The sequence below is a fragment of the Idiomarina sp. A28L genome, assembly GCF_000218785.1.
In the GTDB taxonomy this organism is placed as follows: Bacteria; Pseudomonadota; Gammaproteobacteria; order Enterobacterales; family Alteromonadaceae; genus Aliidiomarina.
Genome location: NZ_AFPO01000026.1, coordinates 37,001 through 63,465, shown reverse-complemented (window position 1 = coordinate 63,465; position 26,465 = coordinate 37,001). Strand labels below are relative to the sequence as shown.

20 protein-coding genes are annotated in these 26,465 nt (G+C 46.6%); 13 read left to right on the top strand and 7 right to left on the bottom strand.

The window, feature by feature from the left end; genetic code table 11:
* Positions 1–2: 2 nt before the first annotated feature.
* Together A28LD_RS11455 and hemC are read right to left on the bottom strand one after the other, a co-directional pair.
* Complete coding sequence (locus A28LD_RS11455) at positions 3–1,967, bottom strand: uroporphyrinogen-III C-methyltransferase (RefSeq protein ID WP_007421238.1); 1,965 nt, start codon at positions 1,965–1,967, stop codon at positions 3–5.
* Positions 1,968–1,970: 3 nt separating this feature from the next.
* Positions 1,971–2,912 carry a hydroxymethylbilane synthase gene (gene hemC, locus A28LD_RS11450; protein WP_007421237.1) on the bottom strand — a complete coding sequence of 314 codons (942 nt, stop codon included), beginning with the start codon at positions 2,910–2,912 and terminating at the stop codon, positions 1,971–1,973.
* A gap of 111 nt (positions 2,913–3,023) precedes the next feature.
* Between hemC and lptM the strand changes: the two genes are divergently transcribed.
* The 7 genes from lptM to uvrD all read left to right on the top strand — a co-directional run bounded on the left by lptM (position 3,024) and on the right by uvrD (position 10,041).
* Positions 3,024–3,200: an LPS translocon maturation chaperone LptM gene (gene lptM / locus A28LD_RS12195; RefSeq protein WP_083824823.1), complete on the top strand. Its 177-nt coding sequence runs from the start codon at positions 3,024–3,026 to the stop codon at positions 3,198–3,200.
* 49 nt (positions 3,201–3,249) lie between these two features.
* Positions 3,250–4,497: a diaminopimelate decarboxylase gene (gene lysA / locus A28LD_RS11445; RefSeq protein ID WP_007421236.1), complete on the top strand. Its 1,248-nt coding sequence runs from the start codon at positions 3,250–3,252 to the stop codon at positions 4,495–4,497.
* A gap of 115 nt (positions 4,498–4,612) precedes the next feature.
* Positions 4,613–5,437 carry a diaminopimelate epimerase gene (gene dapF / locus A28LD_RS11440; protein ID WP_040487398.1) on the top strand — a complete coding sequence of 275 codons (825 nt, stop codon included), beginning with the start codon at positions 4,613–4,615 and terminating at the stop codon, positions 5,435–5,437.
* On the top strand, positions 5,434–6,141 hold the full coding sequence (locus A28LD_RS11435) for a DUF484 family protein (protein ID WP_007421234.1): 708 nt from the start codon (positions 5,434–5,436) through the stop codon (positions 6,139–6,141). Before dapF ends, A28LD_RS11435 begins: the two co-directional genes overlap by 4 nt.
* A complete protein-coding gene (xerC, locus tag A28LD_RS11430; RefSeq protein ID WP_007421233.1) occupies positions 6,141–7,031 on the top strand; it encodes a tyrosine recombinase XerC in 891 nt (296 codons plus the stop codon). Before A28LD_RS11435 ends, xerC begins: the two co-directional genes overlap by 1 nt.
* A 61-nt stretch (positions 7,032–7,092) precedes the next feature.
* A complete protein-coding gene (locus A28LD_RS11425; RefSeq protein WP_007421232.1) occupies positions 7,093–7,797 on the top strand; it encodes an HAD-IA family hydrolase in 705 nt (234 codons plus the stop codon).
* A gap of 75 nt (positions 7,798–7,872) precedes the next feature.
* Complete coding sequence (uvrD, locus tag A28LD_RS11420; protein ID WP_007421231.1) at positions 7,873–10,041, top strand: DNA helicase II; 2,169 nt, start codon at positions 7,873–7,875, stop codon at positions 10,039–10,041.
* On the opposite strand, the gene rarD is transcribed toward uvrD, so the two are convergent.
* Together rarD and A28LD_RS11410 are read right to left on the bottom strand one after the other, a co-directional pair.
* On the bottom strand, positions 10,028–10,945 hold the full coding sequence (rarD, locus tag A28LD_RS11415) for an EamA family transporter RarD (protein WP_007421230.1): 918 nt from the start codon (positions 10,943–10,945) through the stop codon (positions 10,028–10,030). The two genes, uvrD and rarD, sit on opposite strands and share 14 nt — an antisense overlap.
* A gap of 71 nt (positions 10,946–11,016) precedes the next feature.
* Positions 11,017–11,475: a thioesterase family protein gene (locus A28LD_RS11410; protein ID WP_007421229.1), complete on the bottom strand. Its 459-nt coding sequence runs from the start codon at positions 11,473–11,475 to the stop codon at positions 11,017–11,019.
* 150 nt (positions 11,476–11,625) lie between these two features.
* Between A28LD_RS11410 and recQ the strand changes: the two genes are divergently transcribed.
* The 5 genes from recQ (at position 11,626) to A28LD_RS11385 (ending at position 20,411) form a co-directional block, all read left to right on the top strand.
* Positions 11,626–13,497 (top strand): DNA helicase RecQ, encoded by a 1,872-nt coding sequence (recQ, locus tag A28LD_RS11405; RefSeq protein ID WP_007421228.1) that lies wholly within the window; start codon positions 11,626–11,628, stop codon positions 13,495–13,497.
* Between the two features lie 257 nt (positions 13,498–13,754).
* A complete protein-coding gene (locus A28LD_RS11400; RefSeq protein ID WP_007421227.1) occupies positions 13,755–16,997 on the top strand; it encodes a TonB-dependent receptor in 3,243 nt (1,080 codons plus the stop codon).
* 312 nt (positions 16,998–17,309) lie between these two features.
* A complete protein-coding gene (locus A28LD_RS11395) occupies positions 17,310–18,983 on the top strand; it encodes a carbon starvation CstA family protein (protein WP_007421226.1) in 1,674 nt (557 codons plus the stop codon).
* Between the two features lie 121 nt (positions 18,984–19,104).
* A complete protein-coding gene (locus A28LD_RS11390) occupies positions 19,105–19,401 on the top strand; it encodes a cory-CC-star protein (protein ID WP_007421225.1) in 297 nt (98 codons plus the stop codon).
* Positions 19,401–20,411, top strand: coding sequence for an ArsA family ATPase (locus A28LD_RS11385; RefSeq protein WP_007421224.1), 1,011 nt, complete (start codon positions 19,401–19,403; stop codon positions 20,409–20,411). Before A28LD_RS11390 ends, A28LD_RS11385 begins: the two co-directional genes overlap by 1 nt.
* Positions 20,412–20,492: 81 nt before the next feature.
* Here the strand turns inward: A28LD_RS11385 and A28LD_RS11380 are convergent, their stop codons facing one another.
* From A28LD_RS11380 to A28LD_RS11370, 3 genes are all read right to left on the bottom strand, one after another.
* Complete coding sequence (locus tag A28LD_RS11380; protein WP_007421223.1) at positions 20,493–23,723, bottom strand: S41 family peptidase; 3,231 nt, start codon at positions 23,721–23,723, stop codon at positions 20,493–20,495.
* A gap of 54 nt (positions 23,724–23,777) precedes the next feature.
* A complete protein-coding gene (locus tag A28LD_RS11375) occupies positions 23,778–24,383 on the bottom strand; it encodes a DUF502 domain-containing protein (RefSeq protein WP_007421222.1) in 606 nt (201 codons plus the stop codon).
* 82 nt (positions 24,384–24,465) lie between these two features.
* On the bottom strand, positions 24,466–24,897 hold the full coding sequence (locus A28LD_RS11370; protein ID WP_007421221.1) for an MAPEG family protein: 432 nt from the start codon (positions 24,895–24,897) through the stop codon (positions 24,466–24,468).
* A gap of 103 nt (positions 24,898–25,000) precedes the next feature.
* On the opposite strand from A28LD_RS11370, the gene A28LD_RS11365 reads away from it, so the two are divergent.
* Positions 25,001–26,419, top strand: a complete 1,419-nt coding sequence (locus tag A28LD_RS11365) for a serine hydrolase (protein WP_007421220.1) — start codon at positions 25,001–25,003, stop codon at positions 26,417–26,419.
* The last annotated feature ends 46 nt before the right edge of the window (positions 26,420–26,465 follow it).

The following is a 26,465-nucleotide window of genomic DNA, read 5'->3' as shown; positions in this document are numbered from 1 at the left end:
CATTACCCTCCATTGCCAGAATTGCGAATACTATCAACCCGATCTCGCAGCATAGCGTGCGAAAGCAAACCGGTTGGATAATCCGGCTCAATAGGTAAACCGCGCAATGCGTTAAGCTCTGCTCGTAGTTGAACAACATCACGGTGTTCTAAATCAAAAAACATATCAATGTGTTGCAGAGCTTCATCAATGGTATTGCGATAATAATCACCATGGTGATTCATGGCGGCTTGTTGGGCTATTTGTAACTGCAGTTCAATGCGGCTAAGAATTAAAGCTCTTTGATCATTATCTAAGCGCATAGGAACGCCATCGTGGCGCCGAACTTTTACTAAATCACTACTAAATGATTCCCATGCACGAGCGAGATTTTCGCGCCAATTACTCATATCAGCGCTAATCTCCCGCTCTTCATCGGTATCTGTTAGTGTAAAGCTTGGAGCCAACGGTAAGTTGCGAACAACAGGTTGCATTCTTTGCAAACGCAAGCCAATCTCTTGTGTGTTCACCTGCGGTAACTCATCAATCATTTGAATATCGCTTTGCAGTTGGCGAATTATTTGCTGGTATGCATCAGGATTGGTATCCCTCAACACGGCTTCTGCTTGCCGCAAAAGTGTTAGTGCCGCGTTGCGGTTATACTCAAAGTTTAATCGTTGAATGGCTGCACCCACCAAATCAAAGGCTTCTAACAAGTGCCAATGGGAAGATTGCCGCACGTTACTGGCCCGCAACTCCTCATTAACCCGAGTGATTTGGCGCGCGTTCTGATCAGTGGCGGTTTGTAGGCTAGCAATCGAATCTTCACGTAGATTATCAATACGCTGTAGGCCGAGTTCGCGAGCCCGCCGTTCGCTGGCGAATTGTTCATCTAGTTGCTGTTGTATGTTTTCTCGCATTACCGAAAGTTCACGTTTTAAATCATCGGGTTGCTGCGAGGGCTCTTCGCGTTCAGCACGTTGCAAACGCTCTTGAATCGAAGTGAGTTGATTTGTTGTTTGATTTGCTAACGCTTGTTGTTGTTGCCACAACCAATAGCCTCCGGCAGCTAGCACTAGCACGCATATTAGAAGAATAAAAATAAGGAAACTTGCAAACCAGCTGCGTTTGCTGGCCGTTCTCGGTTTTGCTTTGGAACGCACATTTTCTTTCCCACTTGTGGCGCTTGCGGTAGGAGTTGCTGTTTTTTCGTCGCTTTTACTTGCGGTCATAGCTTGCGATTCCCTGATTAACTGTAAAGTATGCGTGAGCGCTTTGGGCGTAGCATTTTCTGCGCCATGGATATTCTTTTTTGGCACATTGAATTCTAACAATTGTTCAGCAACGCGGCCTTTAGGAACCACCCATTGTGCGCGCTGCGCCCACACCTGGGTGGGTTCGGAAATATGTTGGTAAAACAAGCGCAGTTGCTCAACGCTCGATACCATAATGTATTCGACGTTATCTAACCATAGAGGTTCCGCGCTATGCAGTTCATCTAAGTTTGGTTGGCGCTCATAAATTTCAGCAACGGTAACCGTTGCACCACGCTCGGTTAAACTTTCAGGTAAAAGCTGCCGGCCATTTTTACCCGTTATAATAAGCCAGTTTTGCTCTTGTAAATCGGCCAGCTCCGGTAACGCTAATAGATTTTCGCTGGTATAACCCGCAGCCGGATAAGTAATAGGTTTTTGGCAAAACGGCAAAAGAACTTCGCAAGTACCGGAACCTACAGTGTAGTAGTTATCGGCACTCGGCCATGGATTTTCACCCAGCTGTTTGTTAAAAATGCGCGCAGCATTAGGGCTGATAACCACCACGCCGTGCCAATGAGGAGTAACCCAGCTGTGCAGGGTTTGTTCATCAACCGCAAGCGGCTCTATGCGAATAACCGCTTGCTGATAAACCGGGTAACCCAAATCGCGCAAGGCCAGTTCTAGCGGATCGCTATGCTGGTCGGGGCGTATTAGGAGTACTCCAGGGCGCATAGTTTAACCCTCTGATTCAGCGTAAACTTCGGCGAGTATTTCACCTGCACCTGCGGCTAGAAGTTGTTCTGCTAGTTGAATGCCTAACGCTTCTGCGTTTTTAACATCACCTTCTACAGTATCGCGGATAATTCGAGAACCATCGGTGGCGCCAACTAGGCCGCGCAAATATAACCTATCGCCGTTCAATTCAGCATAGGCACCAATCGGAACTTGGCAACCGCCTTCTAAGCGCCGGTTCATGGCCCGCTCTGCGCTAACACAAGCGCGCGTTTCTGCGTCTTCTAGCGGCGCTAGCAAAGCCTTTACGCGCTCATCATCGCTGCGGCATTCGATACCTAGGGCGCCTTGGCCGTTCGCTGGCAAAGAGGTTTCTGGATCAAGGCATGCGGTAATACGTTCGTGCAACTCTAAGCGCTTTAAACCGGAAGCAGCTAAAATAATGGCATCAAATTCACCGTCATCAAGCTTACGTAAACGAGTTTGTACGTTTCCGCGCAAATCTTTGATGATTAGCTGCGGGTATTGCTCCGCCACTTGGCAACGACGGCGTAAGCTGCAAGTACCCACAACTGAACCTGCTGGCATTGCAGCTAAACTTTCATAATCGTTGGAAACAAATGCATCGCGCGGATCTTCGCGTTGGCAAAAGGTGGCAAGCTCTAAACCTTCAGGAAAACCTACCGGCACATCTTTCATTGAGTGTACGGCGATATCTGCGCGGCCCTCTAACATTGCTACTTCGAGTTCTTTTACAAAAAGCCCTTTGCCACCGATTTTCGCAAGAGGTGTATCGAGAATCACATCACCGCGGGTACTCATGGGTAGCAATATGACGGTAAGACCTGGATGCAGAGCCTCTAAGCGAGCTTTAATATGTTCAGCTTGCCAGAGTGCCAGTGCGCTTTTTCGTGTGGCGATAGTTAGCGTTTGTGAATTACTCATTAATTATCCAATTTAACCAGTTAGATCTGGCGTGCATTGCTTCTGACGGGTGACAAAAGCGCACGCGAATGCGATTATAAAGCTCTTTCAAGCTTTAGTGTAACGTGACTCATGAAAAAACGCACGAGAACGAACCTACAGATACTAGCAAGCGTAGTTTGTGGCATGTTTTTGTTAGCAGGGTGTGGGCAAAAAGGGCCATTATTTATTCCAGAGCCTGAGCAGCAAACGCAGCCCGAAGAGGCCTCGCCAGCTATGCCAGCAGAACAAACACAGCAAGAATCGTAGTAGTGGCAATTGCAGCTGCAAAGCATTTTACAGGTAAAACGGGTAGTCGATGTCGATAATGAAAGAAGTAAAGGGTGTGCTCCATTTTGAAGGTGTTGCTTTACCGGCGGTTGCCGAGAAATTCGCAACGCCCTGCTACGTGTATTCACGTGCCGCTATTACTGCCAATTGGCAGGCCTTCAGCGAACAATTAAAAGCACCCCACAAAATCTGCTTCGCGGTAAAAGCGAATAGTAATTTGGCCGTTTTGCAGGTGCTTGCAGAGCTTGGAGCCGGTTTTGATGTGGTTTCTGGTGGCGAAATAGCACGTGTTTTACGTGCCGGTGGTAAAGCTGAAGATATAGTGTTTTCGGGTGTAGCAAAATCAGATGCGGAAATTCGCTATGCACTTAACGAAAACATAGGCCAATTCAATGTTGAATCTGATGCTGAATTAGAGCGGATAAGTGAAATTGCCTCGGCAATGAAGGTTAGCGCGCGGATATCGCTGCGGGTAAACCCCGATGTGGATGCCAAAACCCACCCTTACATTGCAACGGGCTTAGAAGATAACAAATTTGGTATTCCAATGCAGGATGCGCTGGCTACTTACCAGCGTGCCGCTGAATTACCAGGCATTGAAATTGTAGGCGCCGATTGCCACATAGGTTCACAGCTTACCGAGTTGGCGCCTTTTTTAGCAGCTCTCGAGCGCATGCTCGCGTTAGTGGATAGCTTGGCTGAACATGGCATTACGCTAAAGCATATCGATATGGGGGGCGGTTTAGGCGTAACCTACACCGATGAACAACCGCCTCAAGTAGCTGAGTATATTCAGGCCATGTTGAAGCGCTTGCAAGATTACCCTCACTTGGCGCTTTATTTAGAGCCCGGCCGCGCAATTGTTGCGAATGCGGGTGTTTTGTTAACCCGAGTGGAATATTTAAAGTTTAACGGCCACAAGCATTTTATTATGGTAGATGCAGGGATGAACGATTTACTGCGCCCAGCACTTTACCAAGCGCATCACGATATTGTGAATGTTGCGAGTAATTCTTCAGCTGCAGCAATTACTGGTGATGTGGTTGGCCCGGTGTGTGAAACCGGTGATTTCTTGGGGCAAAACCGAACATTACGTGTACAACCGGGAGATTTATTGGCGGTTAAAAGCGCTGGTGCTTATGGCTTTACCATGAGTTCGAATTACAACACGCGGCCAAAACCTGCCGAAGTAATGATTAACGGTGAACATATGCATTTGGTGCGGGCGCGGGAAACGCTGGAAGATGTATGGCGTGGCGAAACCCTTATTCCTTAAGCACTACTAAAATAAGCGCTCCGTAATATTGGCAATATGCCGATACGAATTACGTTAAGATGTAGTAGGTTTTCAGTAAGGCGAACGCAATGGCGAATAATCAAGGAACAGCATGCTGATTCATTTCTCAAAAATGCATGGGTTAGGGAATGATTTTGTGGTGATTGATAGTGTTACCCAAAATATTTTTTTTAACCGTGAGCAGATTGCAAAGTTAGCGGATCGACATTGCGGTGTGGGTTTTGATCAGCTTCTTATTGTGGAGCCGCCTTACGATCCTGATGTTGATTTCCATTATCGAATTTTCAATGCCGATGGCAGTGAAGTGGAGCAGTGCGGCAATGGTGCGCGATGTTTTGGCCGCTTTGTGCGGATGAAAGGGTTAACCAATAAAGAAGAAATTAGTGTTAGTACTAAAAAAGGCGTTATTCGTATTCGCTTAGAAGCTGATGGTATGGTGAATGTGGATATGGGAAAACCTGTACTAGAACCGAGCAAGATTCCCTTTCGGGCGAATAAAGCAGAAACCACCTATATTTTACGTGCCAATGAGCAAACGTTCTTGGTGGGTGCGGTAAGTATGGGCAACCCTCATTGCGTTATGTTGGTGGATGATGTGGATACTGCGCCTGTGGCCGAAGTAGGTGCGCTGCTTACTCAATATGAGCGTTTTCCGGAAGGCGCAAACGTTGGCTTTATGCAAATCACCGGCGCCAATCGAGCGCGGTTACGCGTATTCGAACGCGGTGTTGGCGAAACCCAAGCTTGTGGCACAGGCGCTTGTGCAGCCGCGGTTTGGGGGATTTTACAAGATAAACTAACGTCGCCTGTGGCTATTACATTACCAGGCGGCACTTTAGATATTACATGGGAGCAAGGGCATTCGCTTTGGATGCGGGGGCCTGCAGAGCATGTATACGATGGGCAAATTGCGTTATGAAAAAAGATAATTTATTAGCTGAAGATATTGCCGTTGCGCAACTTGATGCCGAACTAGTGGTGGATTACTTAGAGAGTAATCCAAAGTTTTTTGAGCAGCACCCACGAGTATTGCAACGGCTTAATTTGAAGCATGAGCAGCACGGTTCGGTTTCTTTGATTGAGCGGCAACAACGAGTTCTGCGCGATAAAGTGGCTAGCCTTGAAGATGAAATCACTACATTAATGAGCCGTGCACAGCACAACGAACGGTTATTTCGACAATATAGCGAAATGTATCAAGCGCTGTTACAGGCAAAAAGTTTTACTGCCGCCACAGTTGCACTCGAGCAGGGCTTCTGTGAGCGCATGGGCCTTTCAGCGTTAAAGCTCAAGTTCCTTGATAATACTCTGCCAATTGCCGAAGAATTTCAATTCCACGCCGATACCCATAAGCAATTGTTATCGCGCCGCTTTAACGAAAACTCAGTTTATTTGGGCAGAATTACCAAAGAAGAGCACAAGTTATTGTTCGCTGATGAAGCGAATATTCAATCGGTTGCACTGGTGCAATTGGGTGAGCAGGGTGATTTAGGATTATTAGTTGTAGGTAGCCAAGATCCACTGCATTTTGATCCCGCTATGGATTTCTTGTTGCTTTCGCAGCTGCAAAGCTTGCTTGGCTTCTTACTGCCGGCATTATTGAAAGCACAAGGCGAAAAATAATGTTGGCCAACGACGTTCGCCGCTTTATCGAATATTTAAGCGACGTTCGTGGTTATGCAGCTCATAGCGTTGCCAGTTATCAAAGGCAGTTAACGCAAGTAGTAAAAGCCTTAACGAAATTAGAAATAACAGATTGGCGCCAAGTTGATGTAGCCGTAGTGGAAAATTTAGTGATGCAATGGCGACGCGAAGGTGCAGGCTCTAGCACTTTGCATCAACGTTTAGCCGCTTTGCGAACACTCTTTGATTATTTGGTTAGCCGGGGTGAGCTAGAAGCAAACCCAGCGAAAGTAGTAAAAGCGCCCAAAGCCCCCAAACGCCTACCCAAGAATTTAGATATTGATAGTATTTTGCAGCTTCTCGAATTTCCCGCCGAAGAGCCCTTAGCTTTACGCGATAGAGCGATGTTTGAGTTGCTGTATAGCAGCGGCTTGCGGTTAGCGGAACTAGTATCGTTGAATGTGGCTGATATTCAGCCAGATCGCGAGCTGCGCGTTACCGGTAAAGGCAGCAAAACCCGCATCGTGCCTTATGGTAAAGAAGCGGCTCGATGGTTAACGCAGTGGTTGCAAGAACGAAGCTCATGGCCAGGAAGTGATCAACCCGCTTTGTTTTTAAGTAAACAACAACGGCGGTTAACACCGCGCTCGGTGCAATTACGCTTGAAAAAATGGGGTGTTGAACAAGGGCTCTTTGATAACCTTCATCCGCATAAGTTACGGCACAGTTTTGCTACACACATGCTGGAAGCAAGTAGTGATTTGCGTGCGGTACAAGAAATGCTCGGGCACGCAAATTTAAGTACCACACAAATTTACACCCACCTTGATTTTCAACGCTTAGCCGATGTTTATGATGCAGCGCACCCGAGAGCTAAACGCACTCGTTAAGTTTCATCATGGTTTGCAACTGTTCGATTGAAAAAGAATTTTAAAATAATGAGGTTTCCTTATGTGGCAGTTTCACCAACGCCTGCGCCCCTTTACCGCTATTAGTTTTGATCTCGATGATACGCTATACGATAACAAGCCGGTGATGATAGCTGCTGAGCGGCATGTTGCTGATTTCATAGCGCAGCAATGCCCAGAAACCGCGGAGCTCGATGTACATGGTTGGCGTGCTCTACGTGATAAAATTGCGCTACAAAACAGCGAGCTTGCCAGCAACATGACAGCCCTGCGCTTGGCTACCTTAGAGCATGGTTTAACCCAATATTCAGTTAAAAACCCGAAGCAATATGCGGAAGCAGCGATGGCTGAATTTTTGCTTGCGCGTAACAAGGTTGATATTGCCCCAGAAGTGCATGAATTATTGGCGGCACTTGCCGAGCGTTATCCTTTAGTAGCGGTAAGCAATGGTAATGCCGATATACATCGCATTGGTTTAGGTAAGTATTTTCAAGCGGCTTATCAGCCCGGCAATGGTTTACGCGGTAAACCTTTTGATGATTTGTTTGTGGCCGCGAGCAATGGTTTGAAGCTGAGCTCTCCGAGTGAGTTGCTACATATTGGTGATCATCCGGTAAGTGATGTGCAAGGGGCGTTGCGCTTTGGCGCTCAGGCGCTTTGGTATGTGCCAAATAAGCCGATTGTGGAAGCCACTTGGTTGCCTCATGCGCGCATTGGCAAGCTTGCGGCGCTGTACGATTTGCTATGAGTAGGTACCTGCATTGCCTACTGGTTTTATATACAGTAAAATGATGAGTTGATAGTAATTGGTAGGGGTTTGGCGATGGATGTTTCATATCTTTTAGATGGCTTGAATGATCGCCAACGAGAAGCGGTAAGTGCAAGCGAGCAGGATATGCTTGTGCTTGCGGGTGCGGGCAGTGGTAAAACACGGGTGCTGGTACACCGCATTGCGTGGCTTATTGAAGTTATGCACTATTCGCCGCTATCTATTTTGGCGGTAACCTTTACCAATAAAGCGGCAGCAGAAATGCGTGGCCGCGTTGAAAAGCTCATGGGCCGCGATGTTCAACGCATGTGGATTGGTACTTTCCATGGTTTGGCGCATCGTTTGCTACGTGCTCATTATCAAGATGCAGGCCTGCCGCAGAATTTTCAAATTCTTGATTCTGATGATCAGCAACGCTTATTGAAGCGCACTATTAAAGCGCTGAACCTCGATGAAAAGCAATGGCCAGCTAAGCAAGCGGGCTGGTATATCAATGCCAAAAAAGATGATGGTTTACGGCCTCAGCATATTGATACTTACGATCCTACCGAACAAACCCAAGTACAAATTTATCGCGCTTATCAAGAAGCTTGTGATCGTGCCGGTTTAGTTGATTTTGCTGAGCTGCTATTGCGAGTGCACGAATTACTGCGCGATAACAAGCACGTGCGCGAGCATTATCAGCGCCGCTTCCGGCATATTTTGGTAGATGAATTTCAAGATACCAACCAGATTCAATATTCTTGGGTGCGCTTATTAGCGGGCAAAGAAAACCATGTTGCTATTGTGGGCGATGATGACCAATCGATTTATGGCTGGCGCGGCGCGCAAGTAGAAAACTTGCAGCACTTTTTACGCGATTTCCCTAATGCGCAAACAATTCGATTGGAACAAAATTACCGTTCTACCGCTACTATTTTGAAAGCAGCGAACCAAGTAATCGGGAATAACAGTGATCGTTTGGGTAAAGATCTTTGGACAGACGGCATCGATGGCGAACCTATCTCGCTGTATTCCGCGTTCAACGAACAAGAAGAATCACGTTACATTGTGAGTCAAATTAAGCGTTGGCAAGAGCAAGGTGGCGCATTAAGCGATGTAGCTCTGTTATATCGAAACAACGCGCAATCGCGAGTGCTTGAGGAAGGTTTATTATACTCCGGGTTGGCTTATCGAATTTATGGGGGCTTGCGCTTCTTCGATCGCCAAGAAGTGAAAGATGCCGTGGCTTATTTACGGTTGCTGAGCAACCGTAACGATGATGCAGCCTTTGAGCGGGTAGTGAATACACCAACTCGGGGCATTGGCGAGCGCACTTTAGGTTTGGTGCGCGAACTGGCAAGAGCTCGGCAGCTAACGATGTGGGATGCCGCCCGTGCGATGGTAAGTGATTCCTTACTTTCAGGGCGCGCGAAGAATGCTATGGCCGCGTTTCTTGAAATTATTAATGGCCTCGAAGATAAGTGTGTGGATAAACCCTTATCAATGCAAACCGATTTAGTGCTGAAATCAAGCGGGCTGTTAGCGATGTATCAGGCCGAGCAAAGCGATAAAGCAGAAACTCGAGTAGAAAACTTAAAAGAGTTAGTGAGTGCTACCGAAACCTTCGTACCCACAGGGGAAGAAGGCATGACACCATTGGCTGAATTTTTAGCGCATGCGGCTCTAGAAGCCGGCGATGAACAAGCCGATGCCTATCAAGATGCAGTGCAGTTAATGACACTACACAGCGCCAAAGGTTTGGAATTCCCGCTAGTGTTCATGACCGGGTTAGAGGAAGGCACTTTCCCCTCGCAGATGTCTACTGGTGAGCCTGGCAGGTTGGAAGAAGAGCGCCGCCTTTGCTACGTAGGCATGACGCGAGCGATGGAAAAGTTAATTATTACCTACGCTGAAAGCCGCCGTTTATATGGGCAGGAAAATTTCCATACACCGAGCCGGTTTATTGCCGAAATTCCTTCTGAATTTATTCATGAAGTGCGGGTGCAAACGCGAGTTCAGCAACCATCAGCACAGCGCAGCCGGTTTCATACTGGCGCTTCTCATGAAGCATTTACGCAAACCGGCTTTCAGCTTGGGCAACGGGTGTTACACCAAGTGTTTGGTGAGGGCACAGTGCTCAATTATGAAGGCACTGGGCCGCAAAGCCGGATTCAAATCAACTTTGATGATGTGGGCAGTAAGTGGTTAGTAGTAGCCTACGCCAAACTCACAATAATTTAGCCGCGCGGCGCACTTGTTGGTGGGTACGTACCGCATCGTAACTATAGATAGCCAAAGCCAACCAAATAATCACAAAAGTAACCAGTTTATCGGCGGCTAGCGGCTCGTTGTAGAGCAATACCGCCAGTAAAAACATTAAGCTTGGGGCAATGTACTGAAATAGGCCTAAGGTTGAATAACGAATGCGTTTAGCTGCCCCAGTAAAGAACAATAAGGGCACGGTGGTAATTACACCAGCCAAGATGAGTAATACATTTAGTTGCCAAGTGTTTTCTAGCATATTGCTGGCGCTGCTATTGGCAAAAAAGAAGAAATACACCAGCATCATTGGCAGCAATAGAATAACTTCTAACCAGAGCCCGGTAAGTGAATCAAAAGGAAGTTTTTTACGGATAGCGCCGTAGGTTGCGAACGAAGCTGCCAGCGCCAAAGCCACCCATGGCACTGAACCAAAAGTAATGATTTGAATCGCCACACCAATAACTGCAAGGCTTACCGCAACCACCTGTAACCGCCGTAAACGCTCGCTAAAGAAGAGCATGCCAATCGCCACATTTAATAATGGGTTTATGTAATAACCTAAGCTGGCATCGAGAATATGATCATTGGCTACCGCCCAAATAAATAAAAACCAGTTAAAGCCAATGAGGCAGGCGGCAACGCCAAGTTGCAGCAACAGTTTCGGCGAATCGAAGGCGCGAATAACCTGCTGCATGCGGCCGGTACCTAGAATAAGAATCAGCATAAACAAAAAAGCCCAAACGATACGGTGGGCAAGTACTTCGAAAGCAGGAACGTGTGCTAGCGTTTTGAAATAAATGGGGGCAAAACCCCAAATTGAGTAGGCACATAAAGCAAAGATAACACCTTGGCGAGCGGTGCGTTGTTCATCATTTGGGTTCACGCAAGGTCCTTGAATTAATGGGCTGAGCGGATGCAAAAACAGGCCGCTAGTTTAGCAAATTTAACGGGCCTTTAACCAACAATATACGTGCCGGTGCCAAACGCAATTAACATGCCTTCTTCGTTATGCATTTCCATACGCGCCACAGCTACGCGGCTGCCAGAACGAATAATCGTTGCGGTAGTAATAAACTCTTTGCCACGGCCTGGGCGCACGTAATCAACTCGCAAATCAATTGTGCCGCAACGGGCCATGCGTTCAACTATTTCTTCGGCACTTACGTTGTTTTCCATACGCTCGATTACACTGGCCATAATCACAACGCCACCGGCTGTATCGAGAGCTGTTGCGGTAGCGCCGCCATGTAAAATTTGCATGGGAGCATTACCAACCAGTTCATCTTTCCATTGGAAGCGAACTTCCGATTCTTGGCCATCGAATTTGGTTACTTTGATGCCTAAATACTTCTGGAAAGGAATTCGTTCGTTCATAAAGGCGGAAAGTTGGTCAATTACGGTAGAATGCGTCATAAGCTCATGGTTATCTGTGGCTGGGATGCATACAATAGGCAGCAACCGCTTTTGAGTCAACGAAGATACCCATGCTAATTAGTAATACTGAGTATTTTCTTGCAGAGTTCGCAATTTTAATTAGTTTTCGCAACAAATAAGAGAGTTTTCGTGTTTTCTACCGATTCCGCCGAAACGTATGCACAACGAGCCGCAGAATCTGCAAACAGTGATTCTGGCAAACCTGATTTAACTTCAGCTCGCCGGTTACTGCGTGATGTATTTGGCTACGATAAATTTCGTTTCGGCCAAGAAGAGATTATCAGCAATGTACTGCAAGGCCGGGATACGTTAGCGCTTCTGCCTACTGGGGCGGGGAAATCTATGTGTTACCAGTTGCCCGCTATGTTGTTACCAGGGGTAACCATTGTGGTTTCGCCACTGGTATCACTCATGGACGACCAAGTAGCGGCTATGCGTGAACTTGGTATTGCGGCTGGCGCCATTCACTCGGGGTTAAATGCCCCAGAAGTAATGGATACCTTTCGCAAACTACACAGTGGCGAATTGAAAGTGCTGTATTTGGCGCCCGAGCGATTGTTGCAACGCTCGTTTCAAGAACGCTTACAAGAGGTGCAGGTTTCACTGATTGCTGTTGATGAGGCGCATTGTATTTCGCAATGGGGCCATGATTTTCGCCCAGAATACGGGCAGCTTGGTGAAGTTCGCGAACAGTTACCGGGAGCGCCCGTGTTGGCATTAACAGCAACGGCCGATGCGGTAACACGGCAAGATATAATAGAGCGCCTACACCTCGATGATTCTGCGCTAGTGCAAGGTTCGTTTGATCGCCCAAATATTCGTTATCTAGTGCAAGAAAAATATAAGCCGCGCACGCAAGTGCTTAAATACGTTAAACGCCAACGCGGTGCTTCTGGCATTATTTATTGTGGCAGCCGTAAACGCACCGAAGAGCTGGCAGAAATGCTCATGCGCGAAGGCATTCGTGCGGCGGCATACAACGCTGGGCTGCCTCACGATCAACGAGCTGCTGCATTACAGGGCTTTATTCGTGATGATATTGATGTAATCGTGGCTACTGTGGCTTTTGGTATGGGTATCAATAAACCAAATGTGCGTTTTGTAATGCACTACGATTTACCCCGTAGCGTAGAAGCTTATTACCAAGAAACTGGCCGTGCTGGCCGCGATGGTGCTGCAGCGGAAGCTGTAATGCTCTACGAACCGAGTGATGCAGCTTGGGTGTGGAAAATCCTAGAAGAACACGATGAAACCCCGCAGTTACGGGTAGAAAAACAGAAGTTCTCGGCCATGACATCATTCGCCGAAGCGCAAACTTGCCGCCGTGTTGTTCTGCTCAATTATTTTAATGAATATCGCGATAAAGCCTGCGGAAACTGTGATCTATGTATTCAGCCGCCACGCCAATACGATGGTACCGTTGATGCGCAGAAAGCGTTAAGTTGCGTGTATCGTACGGGCCAGCAGTTTGGAGTGCATCATGTGGTTGATGTACTTCGTGGTAGCCAGAATCAAAAAATTAAGCAATTCAATCATGAGCAGCTTTCTACCTATGGAATCGGCAGTGATCATTCGGCTGAATATTGGGTTTCGGTGTTACGGCAGTTAATTCACCGAGGTTTACTGCTGCAAGATATTCGCCGGCATAGCGCATTAGTACTAACCGAAGAAGCGCGGCCGGTGCTGCGGGGTGAGGTTGCCCTTACTTTGGCGGAGCCGCGTTTAGCTACAACTGCACAGTTAAACAGTGTGGTTGAACAAGGCCAGCACGATAAAGCGTTGTTCCGGCGCTTGAAGAAATTACGTAAAGAAATAGCCGAAAAAGAAGGCAAACCGCCATTTGTAGTATTCAGCGATGTCAGTTTACAAGAGATGGCGCTGCTGCTACCCAGCACTGAGAGTGAGTTCTTGCGTGTTTCGGGTGTAGGGCAAATCAAGCTTGAACGCTATGGCGAAGCCTTTATAACCGAAATCACCGATTACCTTGCTGCTGAGAACTGAATAATCTTCCAGCACTTGTAATTATATTGTTATATTTGTTGTATAATCTATACTCAGAAAAATGACAGGCAGATTACAATTAGGTAACAAAAAAGAAGCAATTTTCAGCGAAAAACCTATGAAACTGTCACGAATTTGTCATAGAATACGCGCGCTTTAATTTACGATTGTCATTGAATTGAAATAATTCAGTATTATCGTTGTGCGTCCAAGCTTATTAGAAAACTCTCACACACTAACTATGCAGGAAAATTGGCATGACTAAGACAACGAAACTGACTCGCATTGCAGCAGCAGTAGCGCTTACGTTGGGTATGTCTGGAATCGCAATAGCAGATACGTCATCTGCAATGCGCGGCCAGATCGTTGGTCCACAAGGCGAAGTAGTGGCCGGCACTCGCGTAATCATTCAGCACGTTCCATCAGGTACCGTTACCACAGCAACAACTAACGAAGCGGGTATCTTTACCGCAACGGGTTTGCGCGTTGGCGGTCCTTACCTTGTCATCATCGATTCTGATGTATACGAAGGCAAAACCTTAGAAGATATCTTCCTGCAGTTAGGTGATGCTTATCGTTTAAACGCACAGTTAGATGAGCGCCGCGATAACATCGAGCGTATTACAGTAACTGGCCGCACAATTAATACTACTTCATTACAAGCTGGCTCTTCGAGCACTTGGGGTGAAAACGAAATCCGTAACATGCCAACATTTGACCGCGATTTGAAAGATGTTGTGCGTCAAAACCCATTGGCAACTGATTTAGGTGACAATAACCGTTCACTTACTGTTGGTGGTAATAACCCACGTTATAACAGTATTACAGTTGACGGCATTGGCCAAAACGATGATTTCGGTTTGAACAGTGGTGGTTACCCAACTAATCGTTCACCAATTTCAATCGATGCAATTGAACAGGTTTCAATTCAATCGGTACCATTCAACGCACGTTATAGCGGTTTCACTGGTGCTCGCATCAACGCTGTAACTCGTTCAGGTACTAACGAATTCTTCGGTTCACTTTTCTATGAACTAGCAAATGATGAATTAGCGGGAACGCCAGATCCAAGCCGTTATACGCCAAATGCGAACCGCCCTAATTTAGATTATAAAGAAGAATCTTATGGCTTTAGTTTAGGCGGCCCGATTCTTCAAGATCGTTTGTTCTTCTTTGTGAACTACGAAGAGTATAAAGAACCAACTTCAATTGCGCAGGGCCCACTTGGTTCTTCTGCTGTTGAAACTAAAAATATCGATCCGAGCGTAATTAGCCGCATTCAAAGCATTGCTAGCAATGTTTACGGTGTTGATGCTGGTGATTGGAACGTTCAACCAGAACAGCAAGATGAGAAAATTTTAGCGAAGATCGATTGGAACATTAACAATGATCACCGTTTATCATTTACTTATCAAAGTGCTCAAGATGTTGGTGCGAACAACACCACAACTGGTGGTCGAACCAACTTGAACCTAAACTCTTATTGGTACTTGCGTACCCAAGAGATGGATAACTTTGCAACGCAAATTTATTCAAACTGGACAAACAACTTTAGTACTGAGTTTAAAGCATCGGTTAAAGATGTAGCTACTGGGCAAGACCCAATGCTTGGCCGTAATTTTGGTCAGGTACAAATTCGCTTCACTGATGAAGAAAACGCAGGTGGTGACGGCGGCCAAATCAACATAGGCCCAGATCGTTCACGCCACGCTAACAGCTTAGAAACCACTACAACTGAAATTCAGTTGCACGGTGAATATCTGTTGAATGAACATCAAATTCAGTTTGGTGCTGAATACCAAAATATTGATGTATTCAATGAATTCGTACAAAACTCATTAGGTAACTTCTACTTTGATAGCATTGCTGATTTTGAAAACCAGTTTGCTGCTTCAGTTGAATACCAAAATGCATTCACTAACGTAGCTGCTGATGGCGCTGCGAACTTCGATTACGGCACTATGGCGCTGTACTTGCAAGATACGTGGGATGTTAACTGGGACCTTACACTAAGCTTTGGTTTGCGTTATGAGCGTTTCAGCACTGATGACGTTCCTGCCTTGAATCAGAACTTTGTTGATCGTTACGGCTTTGCCAACACGAACAACATGGATGGCTTAGATTTATTGCTTCCACGCTTTAGCTTTAACTACCAGTTCAACGATAACATCACTATTCGTGGTGGTGCCGGTATGTTCGCAGGTGGACGTCCTAATGTTTGGATTTCAAACGCATACTCTAACGATGGTGTAACCGTTGTTGCTGCTCCTAACTTATCTAATGTTGAGAATGTAGACATCACTTCTGTTCCACAAGAAATGCGTGATTCGTTAGCGGCTGGTGATGGTAACACCACACCAATCGACCCTAACTTCAAAATGCCATACGACACTCGTTACAGCTTAGCGGTTGATTACGAAGAGTTAGATTTAGGCTACTTGGGTGAAGGCTGGTTTGCTTCTGCGGAATTTATCTACACTGAGAAAGACCGTGAAGTTGCATGGACCAACCTCACTAAAGCCCCATTGTTAGATGACGCGGGTAACCAAGTAACTACTGCTGGTGGTCGTCCATTATACGTAGGTTGGGATCCGCTAGCAGGTGAGCGCCCTGATACAGTTGGTGGTTTTAACACTAACCGTTTCGATATTTTGTTAACCAACGTATCTGGTGGCCGTAGCTTAATTTCTACTTTGAGCTTGGGTAACAACTGGGATAACGGTTTAAGTGTTCGCGTTAGCTACACTAACCAAGATGTGAAAGATATTACATCTGGTGGTTCATCTACAGCGCATTCAAACTACAACTTCCAAACAGCTATTGATAAGCAAAACCCAACTGTGGGCCGTGCTTCATACGAAATCGAACACCGTTTGATGGCGTCTGTTAACTACAGCCGTGAGTTTTTCCCTGGCTATCGTTCTAACTTCAGCTTGTTCTGGGACCGCACTTCTGGTCGTCCTTACAGCTATGCACTTGATACCTTCCGCTTCCGTGGATTTGGTGACGGTTCATCGAGCAACTTGTGGTCTTCTACCAACTACTTGCCTTACATTCCAAGTGGTGCTGATGATCCGAACGTACGCTATACTGGTGGGTTAACTTACGCACAGTTCGCTGAGTGGATTCAATCTGCAAACTTAGAGCAGTTTGCTGGTGGCTACGCAGTACGTAACGAAGGTAACCGTGGTCCTTGGAACACCAACCTAGATTTCCGCTTCGAGCAAGAAATCCGTGGTTTCATGGAAGGTCATAAAGGCGCAATCTATCTTGATATCCGTAACGTGTTAGCGTTATTAGATCAGAAGAACCAACGCCACACTGTGAGCTTTGCTGATACAGGTGTTCGCTTAGCTTCAGTAGGTATCGATACTGAAACTGGACAATACATTTATGGCGCACCGTTTGGTGGCTTCGATGAAACGCCAGCTTCTGCAACCCGGTTTAACGCTCGTGCGTCAACTTGGTCTGCTAAAATTGGTATTCGTTACCAGTTCTAATAACTTGGGATAATCCCTATATGTTATAGAATCTACGTAATAGAAGAATTAAAACCGGTCATTGTGAAAACAATGGCCGGTTTTTTTATTGGGTTAAGGCTAAAGTCTAATCCGAAAGTGGTATGTAAGTTGCTAAGGTTTAAATAGGATAGAAGAATAGGATAAATAGGATAGACGAATAGAATAAAGAAATAGATGGTTGCTTTTTTTAACTGCTTTACTTCATGCGCTTCGGTGCCTTACTGAGGTTTTGGCATTGCATGGTTTTTGCTCATATGATGAGTATCGAATAACAACAATTAGGAAATGCTGATGAATTCTATTTTCGTGTTGATCTTAGGTATTGTGGCAATGGCACTTGGATACTTTATTTACTCCAAGTTTATTGCTGAAAAAATTTATAAACTCGACGCAAACTTCCGCACGCCCGCACACGAATTCGAAGATGGTGTAGATTTTGTGCCCACGAACAAATTCGTATTATGGGGCCATCACTTCACCTCGGTGGCTGGTGCTGCACCTATCATTGGCCCTGCAATCGCTGTTATCTGGGGTTGGGTGCCGGCGTTTCTTTGGGTTATCTTCGGCACTATCTTTTTCGCTGGTGTACACGATGCTGGCGCAATTTGGGCGAGCAACCGTAATAAAGCAAAATCAATCGGTGCATTAACGGGCGATATCGTAGGCAAACGTGCTCGAAGCTTATTTATGATCGTTATTTTTCTTGTGCTTCTGATGGTAAACGCCGTATTTGCGGTGGTTATTGCTGGCCTTTTGGTTGATTTTAATAGTGCGGTAGTACCGGTTTGGGGGGCAATATTTGTAGCCCTCATTATTGGCCAACTTATCTATAGAAAATTAGTTGGGCTAATAGCGGTTTCGATTATTGGTGTTATAGCCCTGTATGCATTAATCGGGCTTGGGCCGGTGTTTCCTGTAGCGCTACCAGAAACTTTTATGGGCCTATCTGATCGTGCTCAATGGATTGTTATTCTCTTCGGCTATGCTGCTATTGCTTCACTATTACCGGTGTGGATGTTGTTGCAACCACGCGATTACATTAATGGTTTGCAGTTGTTCATTGGCTTAATTCTTCTATACGCTGCGGTTTTAATAGCGGGCCCGAACATGGTTGCCCCCGCGTTTAACACCGATCTACCGGCGAATACGCCGTCAATGATTCCGCTACTGTTTGTAACCATTGCCTGTGGTGCTATTTCTGGCTTCCATGGCCTAGTTGCCGGCGGTACAACATCGAAGCAGTTAGATAAAGAAACCGATGCCCGTTTCGTTGGTTACTTCGGTGCGGTAGGTGAGGGCTCGCTTGCGTTGGCGGCAATTATTGCAGCCTGTGCAGGTTTTGCTACCTTCGGAGATTGGCAAGCGGTGTATCACAGCTTCGGCCAAGGCGGTGTAAACGCGTTTGTGGCCGGGGGCGCTAGTATTATTAGCGAAGGCATTGGCTTGAGTGAAAATCTCGCGCAAACCCTGCTCACAGTAATGGCGGTACTATTTGCGGGTACAACCATGGATACCGGCCTGCGTTTACAACGCTATATTTTTCAAGAGTGGGGCTCAATCTACAACATAAGTTGGATGCAGCGCGTGGTGCCTGCTACCTTGCTAGCCGTTGGCGCATGTTTGTTATTAGCCTTTGGTGCGGGCGGTGCCGATGGTTCCGGTGGTTTAACTATTTGGCCGTTGTTCGGCACAACTAATCAGTTACTTGCAGGGCTTACATTGCTGGTGATAACTGTAATGCTCGTGCGTTATGGCCGGCCGATGTATGTAACCCTGATTCCACTTATCTTCTTGTTGGTAATGACAGTAGCGGCGTTAGTTCTGCAGTTGCATACTTTCTATAATCAGCAAGATTGGTTCTTGTTTGGCCTCGATATTGTGGTGTTAATTGCCGCGATACTAATAGCACTCGAGTGTGGCTCTGTGTTAACACGTTTACGGAAAGGCGAGAAGAACTTAGAGTAAGGATAGGATTTACGCTATAGGCTTGTGTTGCAGCCCTAACTTTGCAAATAGCGCGAAGTTAGGGCTATGTTTTAACTAGATGTCTATATTTTGGGTGTATAAGTATTCGAGGTATAAAGTTATGGCGCGGGGCGATAAGCAAGGTAGCAAACTTGGTCAAATAAAAGCGTTTTGGAAAAAGGCGAATGCGTTCGCCGAAGAGGCTTATAATGCGCCTTATCGCTCGGCTATTGCTCGCGCACAACGAGACCAAGACGATTTATTTATGTTGTTGGTTTATTCAGAATTGATGGGTATTCCAAACCCAGCTACTTTTTATACTATGGAGTTACAACCGCTAATGCTCGAGCGTTTTCACGAATGGCATATTCGTATGGGTATGGAACACTCGCCTCTTGATAATATGCGGTGCTGTTAATGCCTTCTATCAATCAGTTAGTAGATGAACTAACGAATAAAAAGCTAATTTTAGTGGGCGGCAAAGGTGGCGTGGGTAAAACCACATTATCCAGCGCCATTGCGGTTGAACTCTCAGCGCAAGATAAGCGAGTTTTAATTATCTCTACAGATCCTGCACATAGCCTAGGCGATGCTTTAGGCTGCAACGTAGGGAATCGTATACAAGCGATTCATGATAATCTCGATGCTTTAGAAATAGACCCAGAAAGCGAAGTGAATGCTCACATCGATAAAATTATTGCACAAACAAAGCAGTTTGTTCACCCACAGATGTATTCCGAGGTAGAGCGTCAGCTGCGTAGTTCGGCACAATCACCGGGTGCGCAAGAAGCCGCCTTACTAGAGCGTATGTGCCGTGAAATAGATCAAGGCATTGATAAATACGATGTGCTAATTTTCGATACCGCGCCAACAGGGCACACGTTGCGTTTATTGAGCTTGCCGGAATCAATGGCCGCCTGGACCCAAGGAATGCTGAAGCACGATAAAAAATCGCAGGAATTATCTGGGGTATTGGCTCACTTAGCGCCAAAATCTGGGAAAGATATTGATAACCCAGTGGTGGAACCTATGAGCCTAGCTACCGCCGAAATGAGTGAGCGCAGCAAAGGTATTACCGAAACGCTACTAAATCGGCAGCGGCTCTTTCAGCGCACTCGGCGTATTCTGAAAGATGCTGAACATACAGCTTTATTATTTGTGCTGACGCCAGAAAAATTGCCGATTTTAGAAACAGAACGCGCCGTAAAATCGTTATTAGCAGCGAAATTGCCGATAGCAGGCTTATTAGTAAACCGAGTATTGCCGGCAAACGCTGATGGTGGTTTTTTAGCACAGCGTAGAGAGCTTGAGCAGCACCGCCTAGTTGAAATTGATAAGATATTTAAACAACTCCCGCGCTATCGAGTGCCTTTGCAAGCAACCGATATTGAAGGTGTTGAAGGTTTACGAAGTTTGTTTGCTAGTTAGCGTAGTGGCTCGCAAAGTAAAAAATGAAGGGCTTTCACTCTTGAATAGTAGTGAAAGCCCTTTTTTTGCGGTTAATATTCTCTAGCGATTAATATCTTCTGCTCGGGGCGCCGACATAGGTTGCGCTTCGAGTTTTGGATACGGGTTCTCACGGAGAAGTTCGCGAAGCACTTGAATGCCGCGATCTAATTGCGCATCACCGCCATTGAAGGTAGCAAATGGTAGGTTATCAATTTCGATATCAGGGGTAACACCGAAACCTTCCAGCACCCAGCGGCCGTCCATTGCGTGTTGTGGCGTTTCGGCAACGCGGGCAACTCCTCGATCGGCTAAGCTATTGCGGCCAGAGAGCCATACACCCGCCCCGGTAGTTTGCTTACCAACGAGCGGCCCCAAATTCAGCGCTTTAACACCTGCGGCGAAGGTTTCACCATCTGAGTAGGTTAGTTGGTCGGTGAGCACTACTAGTTGTCCCATAAAGGCTTGCTGCATGTTGGTATAGCCTTCACCTAAACGGGGTTGCCAGAAGCTCCAAGCGCGGCGTAAGAGCTTTTCAATAATCCAACTATCAATGTTGCCACCGCGATTCCGGCGTACATCGATAATCAACCCTTCTTTTTGGTAGTTTGCATAAAACTCACGAGCAAAGCTGGCAATATCACCGCCACCCATTGCGTATAAGTGCAAGTAACCAAACTTACCATCACTTGCCTCGGCAACTTTATCGCGGTTATTTTCAACCCATGTTTCATAACGCAACCGATGATCGCGGCCAGTACTCACAGGAGTAACCACGGTTTGATGCGTTTCACCATTACGAGCAATGTTTAATAATACCTGTTTACCGGTTTGGCCACGCAATGCGGTGATTAATTCACCAAGATGGCTAACTGAGCGGCCGTTAATATGGGTAATAACATCACCCACGGCCGCATCAACTCCGGGTGCGCTCAAAGGCGCCGCTTGATCTGGTAAATCAGCATCCACCCGATAAATGGTATCGATACGAAGCCCGTTAGCGGCCATGCTGAACTGCCCGCCTAAGCTTGCGCCACTGGCGCGCTCCCGAGGTGTTGAATATTCACCACCGCGCACTTGGGAATGCAATACATTGAGCTCACTAAGTAATTGTGAAAATACATCATCAAGCTCATGCCGGTCGGTTAGGCGATCCAATAGAGGTTCGTAGCGTTTGCGCATTTCTTCCCAATCAATACCCCGCATATTGCTATCAAATAAGAAATCACGGTGCATTAACCAGGCATCGCGAAACATTTGCCGCCACTCTTCGGTAGGCGAAAATGCCAACTGCCAATCGCTTGTGCTCACTCTTGCGTTGGTTAAACTACTAGGCGCAGTTGCATTGGCGCTCACAATAAACATATTGCTAGCACCATTTTGGCTGAAGAATAAACGTTTACCATCGAGCGATAACTGATATCCACTTACGTTGGTTGCAAAGGGCTCGGTTTTTACATCGGTTTGGCTAAATGCAATGCTATGTAACGTTGGTGGTGTGCTCCAATCAAACGCACGCGTTTGCACATATAGGCGCTCATCGTTAGCACTCAAATTGTAGTAGTTATCTGCAGCTACTGGCACTTGCCATAAACGTTCAGCTGCACCCGCTAAATCTACACCTTGTTCTTTTGCAGCTTCGTTATTACAGCTCGCAACTTCCTGAGGCGGCGCAAATGGAAAGCAGGCATCGGGCTTCAGTGCCACAGCATAAATCAACGAGCGCTTGTTAAACATAGGCCCTAAATTGCGATCTCCCCATGGCGAACTTGGCGTGGCACGGAAATTACGATCCGAAAGGAAGTATAACCAGTTGCCATCACGGCTAAACGCCGGCGATCCTGATTCATATTTAGCAGAGGTTATAACCTCTGATTCCTGAGTAGTTAGAGAATATACCCATACTTCTCGGCGTGTATTATCTTGGCCGTTGCGCGCAAAGGCCAATAGCTCACTATCCGCATTCCAAACCATATCAGCGATACCCGAATGGCCCACAGCACCTTGGTTAATTCGCTGGTTTTCCCCTGATTCTAAGTTGAGTAACCAAAGATCACCGTTTTTATCATCATGGGCTAACCATTTGCCATCAGGTGATTGCGAAAGATTCCAACGAAAGGTAGTGCCATTATCGGTGAGCTGCTCAGCACCCTCTGAACCATCAGCCGGGAAGCGCCAAATCTCATTTTCACCCGTGTGATCGTTAAGTGCATATACCCATTTGCCATCAAGGCTAAGCACGGCATTACGTGAGCGGCTTTCGGCGGGCGTAGCAATTTGCACTAAGCGGCGAGGGCCCGTGTTAGCAACAGCTATTTGGCTTCGTGCGGTAATCACAACCTGATCGTTACTATCAAAGCGTGTAGAGGTGATATAGCTCAACGGGTTTTCTAACCACCGCTCTTGCCGTTCGGTAAAATCGCTCGTGAGTTCGATAGGTAATGTGCGCGAATTGCCGCTAGCAATATTTAGCACATGCAAATCGGCGCCCCGTTGATAAACAATATTGCCTGCGCTAAGGCTCGCCGACCAAATCTGCCAATCATCATAATTTGTGTGTTGGCGGAAATCGCGGCCAGCGGTTGTCATCGACCAAATATTTGGTGTGCCATCAGCATCACTAATAAAATAGATGCGGCCTTCATAATACATGGGCCGCTTCACTGAGCCTTCATGGTTAGCCGTTAGCAAGGTGGCTTCTTGGTTCGCGCCCATGTTATAGCGCCAGATTTCGCCCTTAGCTCCGCCACGATATACACGGGCGTTATCACCCGTGGCTTGTAGCCCGAAGCGAGTGAAATAAACCTCTGCACCGTTGCTATTGGTTGCACCTTCAATGGCATCCACTAACGGTAATGTGGTTGTGGCTAAACTTTCTGGATTAACCGTACGCAACACCCATTGATTAGCCGGGCCAACCACGTTATCAGTGCTATACATTACCTCGCCATTTGGTGTCCAACCTTGCACCCGCACACGGCTATTTTCGAAGCTCACGCGCTTGGGAATACCGCCGGCAAGTGGCATTACGTAAACTTCAGCGGCCCCTTCATAATTCGCCACGTAGGCAACATATTCGCCATTATTGGAAATAGCGGCTCCGATTTCTTCAGTGGGGTGAGTGGTAAGGCGTTTGGTGCTTTCCGCGGTGCTGTGCCATAAATCACCTTCAGCAGTAAACACGATGTGATCTTGATGAATAGCAGGCGCGCGATAATAACCTTGCTCAGCATGCGCGGTAGCACTGAGCAAGGCGGCCGTAATTAAGCCAAGTGAGAATGTGTGCATTTTCATGGGGTAATTCCGCTCTAGTTAGGAAAAGGCCTAGAGCAGAATTACCGTTTAGAGTTAGTTCTTGTCCGGTATATTCGAAGAGCCTAGGCCACCACTGATTACCAGCTGCAAAGCTTCTGCTGGTTTCATATCAATATTCTTCGTACAGGATTTGGGAACAATTACGGTATAACCACCAACGTTATAGGCCATGGGTAAAAATACAGCTAACTGTTCTTCTTCGAGTAACGAAGACATACGATCATCTTTTATACCGCTTTTCTTGGTAACAATGCCAATCAGTTCAACGTCTGATTGTGGGAGTTTAACGAGAACTACCGATTCATCAGCAAAGTTCTTTCCAGACATAACTTCCATGATGTCTTGCAGCATGCCATAGATTTGTTTCGTACCCGGAATCTTCATCAGTATTCGGCCGGGCATTTGCCATAACCAATCAGCACTTTGCCAACGAGCACTGAAGCCCACAAGGGTACAAATGCTAAGAAAAGCAAGCGTGGCCATGCCCGGAATATACCATTCAGGGCGAAGCACCAATTCTAAAACTGGTGCAAGCCTAGATTCGATAGTTATCAAAAACCAACGAATAACCTCAATGGTAATCACCAAGGGTAAAATGATAGCCAAGCCTTTTAATAAACTACGAATAACAATTTTCATGGTTTTTCTCTTATTGCCTAACTTAGTTTATTGCTTGTAGGCGTTGGGTGAATAATTTAAATGACTAGCTTAAATGAATAACTTAGCTAGATACTACAGCGCTGATACCTAGAATGATAATAGCTACGTTGGCAAACCAGCTCAGCATAAAAAAGTAGCTGCGGGGGCTTGGGTTTTTATTGGTGGCGATACCGTAGTAAAGCACCATGTGGGCAATTCGGCTCACTACCATAATCGCCATTAGGCCTTGCAGCCACTGTGGGTTAGCGCCAGCGAGCACGGCAAAAATAGCGCCGCCGATCATAGTGCCAGCGTTTTCTAATGTGTTTTGGTGCGTTCTCCACGCCCGAAAAGTAAAGTAGTTATGGCCAGCATCGCGAGGGGGTAATCCAGGTATAGCGCCAGGTTGTGAGGCTTTTGAGTAAGAGGCAACGAGCCATTGCAACAGTATAATACCTAGCAAAATGCCTAACCAAAGAATAGTACCGTTGTATTCGGAAAGATCTAGAATCATGTGCGTTGCTCCAATTCGGGGAATAAATTCAAAAACTGAACGTTTAAGGTATAGTTATAACTTACTACTGTAGCTTACTCTACAGATCTTAGGAGATAGAACCATGCAAAAATTCATGAAGCACTCGCTTTTGAGTTCGCTGGTATTAGCGAGCAGCTTACTTCTGGGATGTTCCGAAAAATCCGAGATACCCCCTTCACAGGGCATTACTGCTGCATCATCGGCAAGTGTGGCTGATGCAATAAAGGCACGTATTGAAAGTGATGCATCAACAGCATGTATTGCCGCCGCGCGATTACAACGGAATGAAAACGGCACCTTTACCAGTGAACGTGGATTTTATTGTGCCGATCAACAAAGTAACCTGCCTGATGCTGATTCGCGATATGAGATAGGTTCTATCTCTAAACCTATGCTTGCAGGTATTTATGCGCAACTGGTGGCGGACGGCAAGCTTGATATCCATCAACCCTTACAAGATTGGGTGCCGGAAGGTATTGAGGTGCCGCAAATGGGCGAAAAGCCGATTCTGCTCCGGCATATGCTTACGCACACTTCCGGTTTACCCCGTTTACCTGCATTGTTAATGCCAGCTGAAGTAAACGACCCTTACGCTGATTTCACTGAAGAAGCGCTTTGGCAATCACTAGCGCAGGCGCAGTTAGTAGCTGAACCGGGCGCACAATTCGGCTATTCGAACTTTGCGTTTATGATGCTTTCAAAGATAGCGGCTAAAGCCTCGGGCTTATCGTTAGCCGAACTTTATGAGCAAACACTCTATGCACCGCTTGGCATGGCTAATGCCAGCTTTACTGGCGATACCATGCCGCCACTCAGTGCTGAAGGTGAGGCGGTATTGAATTGGAATTTCGCTGAAGATATGCAGGGGGTTGGCGGTGTGCGCGCAAGCTTAAGTGATATGGAGGCTTGGGTGGCGGCACAGCTTGGTTGGGGGCCAGAATCGTTGAGCGCAGCGCTTGCCACTAGCCATGAGGTATTAGCAGAAACCGCGCAAGTAAATGTGGGTTGGGCATGGTTATATGCGCCAGTACAAGGCATCACGTATCTTACTCACGGTGGCGGCACAGGCGGGTTTGCGAGCATGGTGGCCATTGATACCGAAGCGCAACAGGCTGCAATTGTATTAAGTAATGGAGCTCTGTATCAAACAGGTGATGTGCAAGCGTTAGCATTGCATTTGCTCGATGCGAATATTCCGCCGGGCACGCCTTACATACCAACGGCAATGCCAGATTCAGTGAACCTTGCTGATTATTTGGGTTATTACGAATTAGTGCCTGGGTTCATTGTGCACGTGTTTGAAGAAAATGGTAGGTTGATGATTCAAGCGACAGGCCAACCTTCTGCGCCAGTAACCTATAGCGAGGAAGATGTGTTTGAGAATATAGCTTTTGGAGCACGCTTTGTGTTTGCTCGCAACGAAGCAGGCGAAGTAGCTTCGGTAACGCTTTATCAAGCAGGCCAAGAGCTTTCTGGTGAAAGAAAGCTAACCGCTGAATGATGGTTAATTAATTAAAATCTCCATGTAAACCAGCCGGCAAGCTAAT